Source organism: Streptomyces lincolnensis (genome assembly GCF_001685355.1).
GTDB lineage: Bacteria > Actinomycetota > Actinomycetes > Streptomycetales > Streptomycetaceae > Streptomyces > Streptomyces lincolnensis.
The window spans coordinates 5,955,934-5,972,000 of record NZ_CP016438.1; the positions used below are offsets into that span (position 1 = coordinate 5,955,934).

A 16,067-nucleotide genomic window follows, 5' to 3' on the forward strand; every position below is an offset into this window, starting at 1 on the left:
CCCACTTTGAAGTAAGGCACTTACCTACAGGTAAGGGCCAGGCCGGGAGCGGCTGTGTACGGGCGTGGATGGAGACGGCGCCAGGGGGCACACGCCCGTCAGGGCATCGGGCGACGGGGGCGCCATGTCCACCCGTGCGCCCCCTCCACGCCTCCCGCGCCCGCGAGGTTCGCCGGGCAGGCTGGAGGAGGAGTGGACACTGCATCCGGGGGTTTCCGTGACATGACCACACTGACGCCAGCCGCTAGGCGGATCGGTTCTGCGATGGTGGCGGGGTTGGGGCTGGTCTGGTCGCCCCTCGGCCGGGACACCCGCCGCCGGCGCCGGGAGGCACAGCTGGAACTGATGCGCCGGATCGCTCAGCTGGGCGAGGAGCTCCACGGCATCGGGCGGGAACTCCACCGGGCCAACGAGATCCAGATGCACCGCCTCCTCACGGAACAGCTCGACCGGGCCATCGACGACCCCACGCTCGCCGCCGCCATGAGCACCCTGCGCGGCATCTCCGACCACAAACGCCGCCAGATGCTCTTCGCCAACCGGGAGTACGCCACGATCGTGCTCTCGCACCGCACCGGCAACATCGACTGGAGCGAACTCCTCGGCCACCTCCGCGTCCTGTGCCGCAACGAGATCTTCGCGGAGTACTGGGAGCACACGGTCGAGCATCGGCGCAGCCTCGCCGACGGCTCGCTGGAACGGCTGGTGGGAGAGGCCGTCGACGCCCTCCTCGAAGAGCTCGCAGAGGATCCCGAGGAGTGGTGGATCGTCGGCCCCGCGCCGGAGCCGCCCGGCGACTGAGCGGGCACTCGTGCGGCGCGTGGAAGTGCACAGGTGTGAGCGGCGTCACGGTGAGCATGCTTTGGCAGGGTCATCGTGACCCCCGGAGTGAGGGGTGCGAGCGCCCCTCACTCTCGATGTGCGGGGCCCCCGAAGGGCTCCGAAAGGGGGCTGCTCAGTTGCGCCATGAGCTCTCGTCCGTCCGCATCGCCCGCCGCATCGGCGTCCCCCCGCAGCAACGCGGGAGCCATACCGGCGAGACCTGCCCGGACCTCTTTGAGCTGTCTGACGGAAACTACGCCATCATCGGAACCGAAGCCACCGCCGCTCTCGACCCCCACCTTCCTCCGGACGCCGCAAGAGCCGACTACGAGCGCATCGTCGTGATCACGCGCGAGACCCTCATCCGAGCCAAGAAGGACATCCCCGACGTCTAGAGACGTGTGAGACGTCGGGAAGGGGGCCTGGGTGCCCGCGGTGGGCACCCAGGCCCTCACTGGTCCTCACCGCGGGCGTCAGCCCACGACCGTCCAGGTGTCCCCGCCCGCCAGCAGCGCCCCCAGATCCCCCTTGCCGTTCTGCTCGATCGCGGTGTCCAGCTGGTCCGACATCTGGGTGTCGTACACCGGTCGGTCCACGGCGCGCAGGACGCCGATCGGGGTGTGGTGGAGGGTGTCGGGGTCGGCGAGGCGGGAGAGGGCGAAGGCGGTGGTGGGGGAGGAGGCGTGGGCGTCGTGGACCAGGATCAGGCCCTCGTTGTCCGGCGTCACCGTCACCACCTTCAGGTCACCCGTCGCCGCATCCCGGACGACACCCTTGGACAGGTCGCCGCCGAAGCGGATCGGCTGCCCGTGCTCCAGGCGGATCACCGCCTCCTCGGCCTGCTGCCGGTCCTTGAGGGCCTCGAAGGCGCCGTCGTTGAAGATGTTGCAGTTCTGGTAGATCTCGACGAGCGCCGTGCCCGGATGGGCGGCGGCCTGGCGCAGCACCTCCGTGAGGTGCTTGCGGTCGGAGTCCACGGTCCGCGCCACGAAGGACGCCTCCGCGCCGAGCGCGAGGGAGACCGGGTTGAAGGGCGCGTCCAGCGAGCCCATCGGGGTCGACTTGGTGATCTTGCCGACCTCGGAGGTGGGCGAGTACTGGCCCTTGGTGAGGCCGTAGATCCGGTTGTTGAAGAGCAGGATCTTGAGGTTCACGTTCCGCCGCAGGGCGTGGATGAGGTGGTTGCCGCCGATCGACAGCGCGTCACCGTCGCCCGTGACCACCCACACCGACAGATCGCGCCTGCTCGCGGCCAGGCCGGTGGCGATCGCCGGCGCCCGGCCGTGGATGGAGTGCATGCCGTAGGTGTTCATGTAGTACGGGAAGCGGGACGAGCAGCCGATGCCCGAGACGAAGACGATGTTCTCCTTGGCCAGGCCCAGCTCCGGCATGAAGCCCTGGACCGCGGCGAGGATGGCGTAGTCACCGCAGCCGGGGCACCAGCGGACCTCTTGATCGCTCTTGAAGTCCTTCATCGACTGGCGGGCCTCGGCCTTGGGAACGAGCGAGAGCGCCTCGATCGTGCCCGCGCCTTCCGTGGACGTCTCAGCCATCGATGGCCTCCTTGAGAGCCGTGGCGAGCTGTTCGGCCTTGAACGGCATTCCGTTGACCTGGTTGTACGAGTGGGCGTCGACCAGGTACTTCGCCCGGATCAGCGTGGCGAGCTGCCCGAGGTTCATCTCGGGGATCACGACCTTGTCGTAGCGCGCGAGGACAGTGCCGAGGTTGGCCGGGAAGGGGTTGAGGTGGCGCAGATGGGCCTGCGCGATCGACTCGCCGGCCGTGCGCAGCCGCCGGACGGCCGCGGTGATCGGCCCGTACGTCGACCCCCAGCCCAGCACCAGCGTCCGCGCCCCGTGCGGATCGTCGACCTCCAGCTCCGGCACGTCGATGCCGTCGATCTTGGCCTGGCGGGTGCGGACCATGAAGTCGTGGTTGGCGGGGTCGTAGGAGATGTTGCCGGTGCCGTCCTGCTTCTCGATGCCGCCGATGCGGTGCTCCAGGCCAGGGGTGCCCGGGATCGCCCACGGCCGGGCCAGGGTCTGCGGGTCGCGCTTGTACGGCCAGAAGACCTCGGTGCCGTCCTCCAGGGTGTGGTTGGGCCCCTGGGTGAACTGCACACGCAGGTCCGGGAGTTCGTCCAGCTCCGGGATCCGCCAGGGCTCCGAGCCGTTGGCCAGGTAGCCGTCGCTCAGCAGCATCACCGGCGTGCGGTACGTCAGCGCGATGCGGGCGGCCTCCAGCGCGGCGTCGAAGCAGTCGGCCGGGGTGCGGGGGGCGACGACGGGGACCGGTGCCTCGCCGTTGCGGCCGTACATCGCCTGGAGCAGGTCGGCCTGCTCGGTCTTGGTGGGCAGACCGGTCGACGGCCCGCCGCGCTGGATGTCGATCACCAGCAGCGGCAGCTCCAGCGAGACCGCCAGTCCGATGGTCTCCGACTTCAGGGCCACCCCGGGCCCGGAGGTCGTGGTCACCGCGAGCGAGCCGCCGAAGGCCGCGCCCAGGGCCGCGCCGATACCGGCGATCTCGTCCTCGGCCTGGAAGGTCCGTACGCCGAAGTTCTTGTGCCGGGACAACTCGTGCAGGATGTCGCTGGCCGGGGTGATCGGGTACGACCCGAGGAACAGCGGCAGGTCCGCCTGTCGGGACGCGGCGACCAGTCCGTAGGACAGCGCGAGGTTGCCGGAGATGTTTCTGTAGGTGCCGACCGGGAACGCCGCCGACGCCGGGGCGACCTCGTAGGAGACCGCGAAGTCCTCCGTCGTCTCGCCGAAGTTCCAGCCCGCGCGGAAGGCGGCGATGTTGGCGGCCGCGATGCCGGGCTTCTTGGCGAACTTGGTCTTCAGGAACTTCTCGGTGCCCTCGGTGGGCCGGTGGTACATCCACGACAAGAGGCCGAGCGCGAACATGTTCTTGCTGCGCTCGGCCTCTTTGCGACTGAGGTCGAAATCCTTCAGGGCCTCGACGGTCAACGTGGTCAGCGGCACCGGATGGAGGCTGTAACCGTCGAGGGAACCGTCCTCCAGCGGCGAGGCCGCGTACCCCACTTTCTGCATCGCCCGTTTGGTGAACTCGTCCGTGTTGACGATGATCTCCGCGCCGCGCGGCAGATCGCCCACGTTGGCCTTCAGGGCGGCCGGGTTCATCGCCACCAGGACGTTCGGGGCGTCACCGGGAGTGAGGATGTCGTGGTCGGCGAAGTGCAGCTGGAAGGACGAGACACCCGGAAGGGTGCCGGCGGGGGCCCGGATCTCGGCCGGGAAGTTCGGCAACGTCGACAGGTCGTTGCCGAAGGACGCCGTCTCCGAGGTGAAACGGTCACCGGTGAGCTGCATGCCGTCACCCGAGTCCCCCGCGAAACGGATGATCACCCGGTCCAGGCGGCGGACGTCCTTCGCCCCTGCCGCTTTGCGCTGCTCTCCCACGACGGTTCCGTCGGCCTGCTCCGCTGGGCTACTGACCTGGCTGGTCACTGAACTGGACCTCCCTAGAGGCGGCTGTCCGGGAGCGGCCGTCCCATGGGCCCTCCCAGGATCAACCCTACGACCGTGAGGGTCGCCTTCCTTGGGTCATTCGCATGATGGACACGCTTTTGAGACGGTACGGCGCCCCGACTTGTCATGATTTACTCGCCCCCCGGCGCTGCTCTGGTAGACGCGGGCCGTCGCCGCGCGGTTCTCCTCCGGCCCGGTGTCGACGTATCTGACACGGTGTCAGATGTCCAGTGGTTGAGGTAGGTCAGGAGTTCAAGTAGGTGAGGACCGCCAGGACGCGGCGGTGGTCGCCGTCGCTCGGGGAGAGCCCGAGCTTGAGGAAGATGTTGCTGACGTGCTTCTCCACGGCCCCGTCGCTCACCACCAGCTGCCGGGCGATCGCCGAGTTGGTCCGGCCCTCGGCCATCAGGCCCAGCACCTCCCGCTCCCGCGGGGTGAGCCCCGCGAGCACGTCCTGCTTGCGGGAGCGCCCGAGCAGCTGCGCGACGACCTCGGGGTCCAGGGCCGTACCGCCCTCGGCCACCCGCACCACCGCGTCCACGAACTCTCGCACCTCCGCCACGCGGTCCTTCAGCAGATAGCCGACGCCGCGACTGGAACCGGCCAGCAGTTCGGTGGCGTACCGCTCCTCCACGTACTGCGACAGAACGAGTACCCCGAGTCCTGGATGTGACTTCCGCAGCTGCACGGCCGCCCGGACCCCCTCGTCCGTGTGCGTCGGCGGCATCCGCACGTCCGCCACCACCACATCGGGCAGCTCACCCTGCGCGTCCAGCTCGGTGATCGTCTTGATCAGCGCCTCCCCGTCCCCGACCCCGGCGACGACGTCGTGCCCGCGGTCGGTCAGCAACCGGGTCAGGCCCTCCCGCAGCAGCACCGAATCCTCGGCGATGACCACCCGCACCCTGTCCTCCACGATCTTCGGCCCCCCAAGCCCATCCACCCCTACGACAAGGCCCAGCATCCCAGCATTCACCCTCCCCCGGGCCCGACCGGCCCGAATCATCCCCAACGCGACCACGAGGGGGCCGAATCCGGCCTTGCGCGAGGCTTGTTGTCGAGGGTGGGTTCCGGGGGAGGGGTCCGGAGGAGGGGGATGCCCACCGACGCATCAGAACGCCGGCCCAGGCCTTTTCAGCCCGTCCGGCGTTTGAGGACGAGGCCCCTTAAGGGCCGATCGGGGGTCCAGGGGGCGGAGCCCCTTGGAACGGCGGGGTCGAAGGGGCGGCAGCCCCTGGGGATGGGACGGGTAGGGGCGGCGGGGGCGGAAAAACACCCCGCCGCCCACCCCACCCGACGCTCAAAGAACCGCCCGCTCCCCCCGCCAAGGCAACTCCGCAGTCACCCGAGTAGGCCCCCCCACAGGCGAATCCACCACCAGAATCCCATCCACCGCATCCAACCGCTCCGCGAGCCCGGCCAACCCCGACCCCCCGGAGGTATCCGCACCCCCCACCCCGTCATCCACCACCTGAAGCATCAGCCGGTCCTCCACCCGCCACACATCCACCCCCGCCCACGACGCCCGAGCATGCTTGCTGATGTTCTGCAACAGCTCCGACACCGTGAAGTACGCGATCCCCTCGATCGCCGGCGCCGGCCGCGACGGCAGATCCACCTCCACCTGCACCGGCACCGCACACCGCGAGGCCACCGCGGACAGAGCCGCATCCAGCCCCCGGTCCGTCAGCACCGCCGGATGGATCCCCCGAGCCAGATCCCGCAGCTCCTGAAGCGCTGTCTTCACCTCACCGTGCGCGTCGTCCACCATCCGCGCCGCCGCCTGCGGATCCTCCACCAGCTTCTCCTTCGCCAGCCCGAGATCCATCGCCAGCGCCACCAGCCGCGCCTGCGCCCCGTCGTGCAGATCCCGCTCGATCCGCCGCCGGTCGGCCGCCGCGGTGTCGACCACGACCCCCCGGTCGGACTCCAGCTCCACGACCCGCGCCGACAGCCGCGTGGGCCCGAGCAGCCCGTGCACCATCAACCGGTCCACCATCGTCAGCGCCCGCACGATCCACGGCGTGGCCAGCGTGAACAACAGCCCCACCATCGCCGTGACGGTGATCTCGAACGGGTTGTCCAGGTAGATGTGGTGCCCCTGGTCGCCGTAGATCTGAAGCCCGTCCTGCCCGGCGTACATCGGGAAGACCCAGAACCACAGCGGATACGTCAGCAGCGCCCAGCCGCACGCCCAGAAGTTCACGGCGACGACGAAGGAGAACACCGACCACGGCAGGTAGAGCAGCGCGTACAGGAGCGTCCGCCAGGAGGTGCCGCTCTTGAGGACGGCCCCCATCCAGGCCGGCGCGCCCCGCTTCTTCGTCCGCAGCGGCTCGGGGTCGGCCACGTCCAGGCGCAGCAGCCCCCGCGCCCGGGCCCGCTCCATCGCCCCGAAGCCCCTGAGGCCGGCCAGCCCCACCGCCAGCAACGGGATTCCGACGAACGTCACGAGCAGGCCCGCCCCCAGCGAGACCATCGTGACGGCATACGTGAACAGCACGACGCCGATCGGCAGACCCAGCAGCACATATCCCAGCTCGCGCCAGCTGCGCGCCTCGAACGGCGCCCGCAGCCCGGCGGGCAGCCGGTGCCGCCGCGCACCTTGGGAAAGCCCGAGCTCGCTGTCGTACCCGTAGCCCTGTCCGTAGTCCGTGGCCATCGGCGTCGTCCTTCTCCTCGTCCCTGCGGCGGTGTCGGCGTGTCCTCGTCACGAGTCCCGGTCCCGGTCCCCGGTTCCTCGTACGGAGGCCCCGCGATCGTGCTGCCCGGTCCCTCGTACCGCGGCTGTGCCGTCGTACCTCCACCCTCCTCGGCCACGGCCGCCCGGACCATGGAGTCCGTCGGCCTCTTGGAAGGGGGGTTTTCCCTACCCCTTCCGCCCGGCGTACGGCCATCCGCTCACGGCGTCCCCGACCGGTCCCGCCAGGGCAGCTCCGCCGTGACCATCGTCGGGCCGCCCGGGGGCGAGTCGATGACGAACAGCCCGTCCACGGCGTTCAGCCGCTCGGCCAGCCCCCGCATACCGGTACCGCCGTCGAGACTCGCGCCGCCGCGCCCGTCGTCCCACACCTGGATCAGCAGCCGGTCGTCCGCCCGCCACACGTCCACCGACGCGGACCGCGCCCCGCTGTGCTTGCTGATGTTCTGGAGCAGCTCCGAGACGGTGAAGTAGGCGATCCCCTCGATGGCCGCGACCGGCCGGGCGCCCAGATCCGCCGTCACCTTCACCGGCACCGTGCAGCGCGAGGCGACCGAGGACAGGGCGGCGTCCAGGCCGCGGTCCGTCAGGACGGCCGGATGGATGCCCCGGGCCAGGTCCCGCAGCTCCTGGAGCGCGAGTTTCACCTCGCCGTGCGCCTCCGACACCATCTCCGCCGCGGACTCGGGGTCCTCCAGCAGCTTCTCCTTGGCCAGACCCAGCCCCATGGCCAGATTCACCAGGCGGGCCTGCGCGCCGTCGTGCAGATCGCGCTCGATGCGCCGCATGTCGGCCGCGGCGGTGTCCACCACGACTCCCCGGTCCGACTCCAGCTCCGCGATACGCCGCTCCAGCTCGTCGGAGGGCGACAGCAGCCCGCGCACCATCGCCCGGTCGACGTTGGCCAGCCCCCGCGCGACGAACGGCAGCACCGGCCACAGCACGAACAGCGAGACCAGCGTGATGCTGAAGGTGAGAACACCCCAGGGCAGGCGGATGAAGTTGTACAGCACCGTGCGCCAGCCGACCGGGTCCTTGATCCCGGACCACAGCTGCGCGAAGAAACCGTTCCGGCCGCCGCGCCACGGCAACGGGCTCGGCTCGTCGATCCGCACCCCGAGCAGCGCCCGGGCCCGCGCCCGCTCCAGCTTGCCCAGCTGCCGGGCGCCCAGCAGCCCCGCCGCGAGCATCGGGAAACCGATCACCGTGACCGTCAGCCCGAAGCCGAGGAACAGCATCGTCACGACGTAGACGAATCCGAGCAGGGCCATCGGAAGGTTCGCCAGGAGATGGGCGATCTCCTTCCAGGTGTGCCGGTCGAAGGCGAACCGGACGGGGGGCAGGCGGTCGCCGGCCGCCTCCCCGGAGGGGCTAGAGGACGGAAGACGTTCAGTCATATGGGCTAGCGTGCCGCGCCCGGGCCCGCCGCGCCATGAGGCGGGCCGCCGCGCTCGACTGGGGAAAACCCCACCATCGCCACCTGTGCCTTCTACCGATGCGTGACGGGCTGCTTACGGTCTCTTTAGCAGGGCCTAGACTCCCGTGCGTACAGATCGTCGAACACAGTCCAGGCCAGGGAGCGAGGGGACGGACGTGCCGGAACCGACCGTCGTCGCATCGACCGTCGCCGATTCCACCGTCGTCGATTCGACCGTGGTCGCGGCGGACTACTTCCAGTCGTACTCGGTCGTCGGGCTGCTCGCCGTCGTCGGCGTGCTGTTCGTGGCCGTGGCCTTCGGCGCCGGACGCCTGCTGCGGCCCGTGGTCCCCACCCCCGAGAAGCTCATGACGTACGAGTGCGGGGTCGACCCCGTCGGCGAGGGCTGGGCACACACCCAGGTCCGCTACTACGTCTACGCCTTCCTGTACGTCATCTTCGCCGTCGACTCGATCTTCCTGTTCCCCTGGGCCACGGTCTTCGCCGCTCCCGGCTACGGCGCGACCACCCTCGTCGAGATGTTCATCTTCCTCGGCTTCCTGGCCGTGGGCTTGCTGTACGCATACAAGAAGGGCGTCCTGGCATGGACGTGACGCCAGAAGCGAATTCGCCGGATGCGGCTGCGATGGATGCGGCTGGGTCGGATGCGGCCGCGTCGGACGTGGCTGGGTCGGACGTGGCTGGGTCGGGAGCGGCCGCGTCGGGAGCGGGCGGCGGGTCGGGGAGCGGTGCCGCTCAGCCCGTGCTGCTGCCGGAGCCGAAGCGGCTGGGTGCGCTCGCCCGCCTCGCCCCCGAGCCGATGAAGGTGGTCCTCAACTGGGGTCGCCGCTACTCCCTGTGGGTCTTCAACTTCGGTCTCGCCTGCTGCGCCATCGAGTTCATCGCCGCGTCGATGGCCCGCCACGACTTCATCCGCCTCGGCGTCATCCCCTTCGCGCCCGGCCCCCGCCAGGCCGACCTGATGGTCGTCTCCGGCACGGTCACCGACAAGATGGCGCCCGCCGTGAAGCGCCTGTACGAGCAGATGCCCGAACCGAAGTACGTCATCTCCTTCGGCGCCTGCTCCAACTGCGGTGGCCCGTACTGGGACTCCTACTCGGTGACGAAGGGCGTCGACCAGATCATCCCCGTCGACGTCTACGTCCCCGGCTGCCCACCCCGCCCCGAGGCGCTGCTCCAGGGCATCCTGAAACTCCAGGAGAAGATCGCCCGGGAGTCGCTGGGGGAGCGGTACGGGGTGACACGCCCTTCGACGGCCGCTCTCCAGAGCGGGTTGGTGAAGGGGCCGGGGACCGCCGGAGCCGCTGGTACCGAGGGGGCCGAGCGATGACCGAGGCCGGCTGGCTGCCCACCCCCGTCGAGGAACTCTTCGGTCCCGAGGCCACGGCCGAGGAGTCCTACGCCGTCCTCACCGTCGACGTCCCGCCCGCCTCCTGGCTCGCGGCGCTGGAGACGGCCCGCGACCGCCTCGGCTGTACCTACTTCGACTGGCTGAGCGCGGTCGACGAACCGGGCACGGGCTTCCGCGTGGCCGCACACCTGGTCGCTCTCTCCCCGGTACGGCGCCTCCTCCTGCGTACGACGGTCTCCCACGAAGCCCCCTCCCTGCCGAGCGCGGTCGGCGTGTTCGCGGGCGCCGCCTGGCACGAACGCGAGACCCACGAAATGTTCGGCGTCGTCTTCGAGGGCCACCCGGCCCTGGACCTCCTCCTCCTCCCCGAGGGCTTCGAAGGCCACCCCCTCCGCAAGGACTTCGTCCTCGCCGCCCGCGTCGCCAAGGCCTGGCCGGGCGCCAAGGAACCCGGCGAGTCGGAACACGGCGGCCCCAAGCGCCGCCAAATGCTCCCCCCGGGCGTCCCCGACCCCAACGAATGGGGCCCTCAGAAAGGCCAACTCCCCCCAGCCCCGACCCGCCCGACCCGCGGCCCCGCCCGCCCAGCCGCAGAACGCCCACCCCGCCGAACCCGCACCACCTCCGAGGGATCGTCAAGCCAGGCGGAGGCGCCCGCGGGGGCCGACGCTCCGGCCGCCCCGACCGGCCCGCGTCGTGCGCGCTCGGCGTCCGAGGGATCGGCGAGCCAGCAGGCCGACGTCGATGCGGGCACTGGCACTGGTGCGGGTACGGGCGCGTCCCGTCGTGCACGCGGCGTGGGCGAAGGCTCGGCGTCGCAGCGTGCGGAGGGCGCGGAGGGCGGGGGCGTGAAGGGTGCGGAGCCGACAGCGGAACCGACGGGGGGCGCAGGGCAGGACGACCCACCGGCGGCCTCCGGCAGCCCGACCGCTGCGGAGAGCCCCGCGAGTCCGGCCGCTCCGGCCGGCCCGCGTCGTGCGCGCAGCGCTTCGGCGGGCTCTGCCTCGCAGCGCGCCCAGACACCCCCGGCCGAGGACACCCCCTCCCGTACCTCCACCACCCCCCGCAGTACGGACGCCCCTTGGCACCACGCCCGCCCCGCTTTCGACGAGCCCGAACCGGCCTCCGAACCAGCGGCCGGCCCCGAGCCGACCCCGAAACGGCAGGGCGACGCCGACCCGGCTCCGAAGCCTCCGACTGACACCGAACCAAACCCGAAACCGTCGGCCGATGCCGATGCCGATGCCGATGCCGATGCCGATACCGGCACCGACTCAGGCTCCGGCTCCGGTACGGAGAGCCGCGCGACCCCCGAGACACCTGACAACCCCGCAGGAGGCCCGCAGTGAACGACGCTCTCGACGTCGCCCTGCGACTCCTGATCGTCTTCGTCGTCTTCCTCACCTTCCCCCTGATCATCGGCCAGACCGAACACAAGGTCATGGCCCACATGCAGGGCCGCCTCGGTCCGATGTACGCCGGCGGCTTCCACGGCTGGGCCCAACTCGTCGCCGACGGAGTGAAGTTCGCGCAGAAGGAGGACATCGTCCCCGCGGGCGCTGACCGCCGCATCTTCCAACTCGCTCCCGCCGTGGCCCTCCTGCCCTACCTCCTGGTCCTCCTCGCGATCCCCATCGGCCCCGGCGAGGGCGCCGTCGGCGAGGTCGTCGACGCGGGGATCTTCTTCGTCCTGGCCGTGATGGGCGTGGGCGTCCTCGGCTCGCTCATGGCCGGCTGGGCCTCCGCCAACAAGTTCTCCCTCCTCGGCGGCCTCCGCACCGCCGCCCAACTGCTCGCCTACGAACTCCCGATGCTGCTCACCGCCGCCTCGGTGGCGATGGCGGCCGGGACGGTGTCGATCCCGGGCATCCTCGACGCCTTCGAGTGGTGGTGGCTGCCCTGGCAGATCGTCGGCGCGATCGTCTTCTTCGTGGCGGGCCTCGCCGAACTCCAGCGGCCCCCCTTCGACATGCCGGTCGCCGACTCGGAGATCATCTTCGGCGCCTACACCGAGTACACCGGCCTGCGCTTCGCCCTCTTCCTCCTCGCCGAATACGCCGGGATCGTCGTCCTGTGCGGCCTGACCACCGTCCTCTTCCTGGGAGGCTGGCACGGGCCCTGGGGTGCCGACGGTCTGGGCTGGGTCTGGACCCTCCTGAAGGCCGCGATCCTCGCCTTCCTCGTCATCTGGCTCCGCGTCACCTACCCCCGCCTGCGCGAGGACCAGTTGCAGAAGCTCTCCTGGACCCTCCTCGTCCCCCTTTCTCTCGCCCAGATCGCCCTCACCGGCATCGTCAAGGTGGTGATCCAGTAACCATGGCCGCGCCTCTCCCGCCCTCCCGGCCCCGCATTCCCGGCTCGGGCCTCGCCAAGGGCCTGGCCGTCACCCTCCGTACGATGACGCGGAAGACCGTCACCGAGCAGTACCCGGACGTCCAGCCCGACCTTCCGCCCCGTACCCGCGGTGTGATCGGCCTGTTCGAGGAGAACTGCACGGTCTGCATGCTGTGCGCCCGGGAGTGCCCGGACTGGTGCATCTACATCGACTCCCACAAGGAGACGGTCCCGGCGGCGACCCCCGGCGGCCGCGAACGCAGCCGTAACGTCCTCGACCGCTTCGCCATCGACTTCTCCCTGTGCATGTACTGCGGTATCTGCATCGAGGTCTGTCCTTTCGACGCTCTGTTCTGGTCTCCGGAGTTCGAGTACGCCGAGACCGACATCCGCGACCTCACCCACGAACGCGACAAGCTCCGTGAGTGGATGTGGACCGTCCCGGCCCCTCCCGCCCTCGATCCCGGCGCGGAGGAACCGAAGGAGATCGCGGCCGCCCGCAAGTCCGCCGAGAAGCTGGCAGCCCAGCAGGCCCCGCCGGTCACCGAGCCCCACGCCGACGAACAGGCCCGGGCAGCCGAGCGACCCACCCGCCCGCAGGGCGACTCCAAGCAGCAGACGGACCAGCCGCGGCCCGACCAGCCAAAGCCCGACCAGCCAAAGCTCGACGAGCCGAGGCCGGATGAACCAGGACCGGATCAGCCGAGGCCGGATCAGCCAGGACCGGATCAGGGGGGCCAGGGATGACTCTCGCAGCGACCGCCGCCCACCTCGCCACGGACACCACCGCGGCCGCCGGATCCCACGGCTTTCTCGTCACCACGGCCGCCGAGTCCCAAGGCTTTCTCTCGCCGACCGGTGTCGAGATCGCCTTCCTTCTCGTCGGCCTGGTCACCTTCGGCGCTGCCCTCGTCACCGTCACCACCAAGCAGCTGGTGCACGCCGCCCTGTGGCTCGTGGTGGCCCTCGGTGGGCTCGCCGTCGAGTACCTCCTGCTCACCGCCGAGTTCATCGCCTGGGTGCAGGTCCTCATCTACGTCGGTTCCGTCGTCGTCCTCCTTCTGTTCGGTCTGATGCTCACCAGGGCCCCGATCGGCCGGTCCCCGGACGCCGACTCCGGCAACCGGTGGGCCGCCCTCACCGTGGCCGTCGCCGCGGGTGCGGCTCTGGTCTGGGTCGTCGTGGACGCCTTCCGCACGACCTGGATCGACCTGGACGGCCCGGCCGCCGGCTCCACCGAGGCCACCGGAGCCAGCCTGTTCCAGAACTGGGTGTTGCCCTTCGAGGCCCTCTCCGTCCTCCTTCTCGCCGCCCTGGTGGGAGCGATCGTCCTCTCCCGCAAGACGAAGGCGGAGACAAGCTCTCCCCCTGTGAACTCCCGGGCTGTGACCGGTGGTTCCCCATCCGTCCCGGATTCCCGTAATTACCCGATCGGGCGAAACGAGCCGGACAAGGGAACTGCGTCGGCCGAGGAAACTGCACCGGCCGAGGGAACTGCGTCGGCCGAGCAGGAAGGCACCCGCTGATGCACCTCGCCTACCCCGCCGTACTCTCCGTCCTCCTCTTCAGCACCGGTCTGTACGGCGTGCTCGCCCGCCGCAACGCGATCCTCGTCCTGATGTCGGTCGAGTTGATGCTCAACGCGGTCAACCTCAACCTCGTCGCCTTCGACGTGTGGCTCAGCAGGGCCGCCGAGGAGACCCTGCACTCCGGGCAGGCCCTGACCCTGTTCACCATCGCCATCGCCGCCGCCGAGATCGGCATCGGCCTCGCGATCGTCCTCGCCGTGTACCGCAACCGCGGCACCTCGGACATCGACAAGCTCCGCGACTCCGCCGAGGCCCCCGAGAGCCACCCGGCCGACGGCTCCGACAGCGACGCCCCCACGGCCGATCCGGCCGCACGGACCGGGAAGGCTGAGGCCACCGCGTGACCACGACCACCCTCGCCGTCCTCGTCCCCCTCCTTCCCTTCCTGGGCGCCGGGGCCGGTCTGCTCCTGGGACGCACGGCCCCCGGCTTCGTCCGCCCGCTCGCCGTCCTCCCGACGCTCGCCTCCCTCGTCCTCGCCGCGCTGGTCGCCGTGCGCCAGGGCGGCGACCAGGCCGTGGACGCCACCACCGAACTCACGCCCACCGGCTCGGTACCGATCGAACTGGCCCTGCACATCGACGGCTTCGCCGCCCTCGTCGCCGTCCTGGTCGGCCTCGTCGCCACCTGCGTGCAGATCTACTCCACCGGCTACCTGCGCGACGACCCGCGCTACCCCTCCTACGCCGCTCTCGTCTCTCTCTTCACCTCCGCGATGCTCCTCGTCGTCTACTCCGGCGACCTGATGGTGCTGCTGGTCGGCTGGGAGATCATGGGCATCTGCTCGTACTTCCTGGTCGGCCACTACTGGGAGACTCCGGAGGCCCGCGCCGCCTCCCTCAAGGCCTTCCTGGTGACCAAGCTCGGTGACGTCCCGTTCCTGATCGGCCTGTTCGCACTGGCCACCGACGCCGGGTCCTTCCGTATCACCCGCGTCCTGGGCGCCGTCGCGAGCGGCGGACTCGACCACCCGACCCTGATCGCCCTGCTGCTCCTGGCCGGAGTGGCGGGCAAGTCGGCGCAGTTCCCGCTGCACACCTGGCTCCCCGACGCGATGGCGGGCCCCACCCCCGTCTCCGCGCTCATCCACGCCGCGACGATGGTCGCCGCCGGTGTCTACTTCGTCGCCCGTCTCCTTCCCGTCTTCGAGGCCTCCCGGGCCGCGATGGTCGTCCTCGCCGTCATGGCCGCCGTCACGATGGCCGGCTCGGCGCTCACCGCGCTCGCCCAGGACGACATCAAGCGCGTCCTCGCCTACTCGACGATCGGCCAGCTCGGCTACATGACCGGCGCCCTCGCCGTCGGCGATCGCGGGGCCGCCGTCTTCCACCTCCTCTCGCACGGCGCCTTCAAGGCGCTGCTGTTCCTCGCGGCGGGCGTGATCATCCACGCCGCCGGCACCAACTCGCTGGCCGCCATGTCCCGCATGAAGGACCTGCGCCGACGCGTGCCCGACGCCTACTGGACGATGACCGTGGCGCTCCTCGCGCTCGCCGCGATCCCGCCCTTCAGTGGCTTCTTCTCCAAGGAGTCCGTCCTCGGCGCCGCCGAGCACGTCGCCACCGGCCACACCGAGCACGCCCCCGGCGCCGCCGGCTGGACCGTCCTGGTGGCCGGCCTGTTCACCGCCCTCCTCACCGCCGCGTACGCGACACGCCTGTGGCTGCTGGCCTTCCATGGCCGGGGCGCCTCGGCCCCCGACCACGGCAGGCAGCCCCGCACCATGACCCTCGTGCTGTGGGTCCTGGCCGTCCCGTCCTTCGCCGTCGGCGGACTCGCCTACCGCGTGCTGCCCGACTGGTTCGACGGCCGTGACCTGACCCCGACCCTCACCACCTCCGTCCTCGGCACAGGTGTGGCGCTGGTCGGCGGCCTCGTCACCTACGCGGCCTGGCGGCACACCACGGCCTTGGCGGCCCGTACCCCGCTCGGCGCGGTCGCCGCCCACCCCGAGGGCGACGCCGGACTCGTCGAGGCAGAGGCCATCGCCAGCCACGCCCCCGCGTACGGAAACGTGGCGTCGGCGCCCGACCCCGCGGACCCGGGCCGCCTGCTGCTGGGCCCGTTGCACCGCCACGCGGCCGTCGGCTTCCACCTCGACGCCCTGTACGCGGCCCTGTTCGTCCGCCCGGTCCAAGCCGGAGCCACCCTCGTCCGGTTCCTCGACCGCGAGGTCGTCGAGACCTACGTACGCGGCGCGGGCGCGCTGCCCCGCCTGCTGGGGACCGCCGTACGACGTGCCCAGACGGGCAATCTCCAGACCTATGTGAGCGCGCTGCTCGCCGGCACCGTCGTCCTGGTGGTCGCCGCCGTCCTCGTCGCCACGGGAGCGTGAGC

General features: G+C 70.7%; 15 protein-coding genes. 10 read left to right on the top strand and 5 right to left on the bottom strand.

Annotated elements, in window-relative coordinates; genetic code table 11:
* Positions 1–222 precede the first annotated feature (222 nt).
* Together SLINC_RS26580 and SLINC_RS26585 are read left to right on the top strand one after the other, a co-directional pair.
* Positions 223–801, top strand: coding sequence for a DUF6082 family protein (locus SLINC_RS26580; protein ID WP_067437839.1), 579 nt, complete (start codon positions 223–225; stop codon positions 799–801).
* Between the two features lie 158 nt (positions 802–959).
* Positions 960–1,217: a hypothetical protein gene (locus SLINC_RS26585; protein ID WP_067445728.1), complete on the top strand. Its 258-nt coding sequence runs from the start codon at positions 960–962 to the stop codon at positions 1,215–1,217.
* 78 nt (positions 1,218–1,295) lie between these two features.
* On the opposite strand, the gene SLINC_RS26590 is transcribed toward SLINC_RS26585, so the two are convergent.
* From SLINC_RS26590 to SLINC_RS26610, 5 genes are all read right to left on the bottom strand, one after another.
* Positions 1,296–2,375, bottom strand: a complete 1,080-nt coding sequence (locus tag SLINC_RS26590) for a 2-oxoacid:ferredoxin oxidoreductase subunit beta (protein WP_067437841.1) — start codon at positions 2,373–2,375, stop codon at positions 1,296–1,298.
* Entirely contained in the window at positions 2,368–4,296 is a 1,929-nt protein-coding gene (locus tag SLINC_RS26595; protein ID WP_067437844.1) for a 2-oxoacid:acceptor oxidoreductase subunit alpha, read from the bottom strand. The genes SLINC_RS26590 and SLINC_RS26595 overlap by 8 nt, the downstream gene beginning before the upstream one ends.
* Positions 4,297–4,561: 265 nt before the next feature.
* The gene (locus tag SLINC_RS26600) at positions 4,562–5,221 is read right to left on the bottom strand and encodes a response regulator transcription factor (protein WP_310736525.1); all 660 of its coding nucleotides are present in this window, start codon (positions 5,219–5,221) and stop codon (positions 4,562–4,564) included.
* 396 nt (positions 5,222–5,617) lie between these two features.
* Complete coding sequence (locus SLINC_RS26605; protein ID WP_067437848.1) at positions 5,618–6,979, bottom strand: sensor histidine kinase; 1,362 nt, start codon at positions 6,977–6,979, stop codon at positions 5,618–5,620.
* Between the two features lie 239 nt (positions 6,980–7,218).
* Positions 7,219–8,415, bottom strand: a complete 1,197-nt coding sequence (locus SLINC_RS26610) for a sensor histidine kinase (protein ID WP_067437850.1) — start codon at positions 8,413–8,415, stop codon at positions 7,219–7,221.
* A gap of 196 nt (positions 8,416–8,611) precedes the next feature.
* Here SLINC_RS26610 and SLINC_RS26615 point away from each other — a divergent pair, with 196 nt between their 5' ends.
* From SLINC_RS26615 to SLINC_RS26650, 8 genes are read left to right on the top strand one after another with little or no spacing between them, the layout of a single operon-like run.
* On the top strand, positions 8,612–9,049 hold the full coding sequence (locus tag SLINC_RS26615; protein WP_067437852.1) for an NADH-quinone oxidoreductase subunit A: 438 nt from the start codon (positions 8,612–8,614) through the stop codon (positions 9,047–9,049).
* Positions 9,040–9,786, top strand: a complete 747-nt coding sequence (locus tag SLINC_RS26620; RefSeq protein ID WP_375141485.1) for an NADH-quinone oxidoreductase subunit B — start codon at positions 9,040–9,042, stop codon at positions 9,784–9,786. The genes SLINC_RS26615 and SLINC_RS26620 overlap by 10 nt, the downstream gene beginning before the upstream one ends.
* Positions 9,783–11,156, top strand: coding sequence for an NADH-quinone oxidoreductase subunit C (locus SLINC_RS26625; protein WP_067437856.1), 1,374 nt, complete (start codon positions 9,783–9,785; stop codon positions 11,154–11,156). Before SLINC_RS26620 ends, SLINC_RS26625 begins: the two co-directional genes overlap by 4 nt.
* Positions 11,153–12,121: a complex I subunit 1/NuoH family protein gene (locus SLINC_RS26630; protein WP_067437858.1), complete on the top strand. Its 969-nt coding sequence runs from the start codon at positions 11,153–11,155 to the stop codon at positions 12,119–12,121. Before SLINC_RS26625 ends, SLINC_RS26630 begins: the two co-directional genes overlap by 4 nt.
* Positions 12,122–12,123: 2 nt before the next feature.
* Positions 12,124–12,888, top strand: a complete 765-nt coding sequence (locus SLINC_RS26635; protein WP_067437860.1) for a NuoI/complex I 23 kDa subunit family protein — start codon at positions 12,124–12,126, stop codon at positions 12,886–12,888.
* The gene (locus SLINC_RS26640; RefSeq protein ID WP_067437862.1) at positions 12,885–13,667 is read left to right on the top strand and encodes an NADH-quinone oxidoreductase subunit J family protein; all 783 of its coding nucleotides are present in this window, start codon (positions 12,885–12,887) and stop codon (positions 13,665–13,667) included. Before SLINC_RS26635 ends, SLINC_RS26640 begins: the two co-directional genes overlap by 4 nt.
* Positions 13,667–14,074, top strand: coding sequence for an NADH-quinone oxidoreductase subunit NuoK (gene nuoK, locus SLINC_RS26645; RefSeq protein ID WP_067437864.1), 408 nt, complete (start codon positions 13,667–13,669; stop codon positions 14,072–14,074). Before SLINC_RS26640 ends, nuoK begins: the two co-directional genes overlap by 1 nt.
* A complete protein-coding gene (locus SLINC_RS26650) occupies positions 14,071–16,065 on the top strand; it encodes an NADH-quinone oxidoreductase subunit 5 family protein (RefSeq protein WP_067437866.1) in 1,995 nt (664 codons plus the stop codon). Before nuoK ends, SLINC_RS26650 begins: the two co-directional genes overlap by 4 nt.
* Positions 16,066–16,067 lie beyond the last annotated feature (2 nt).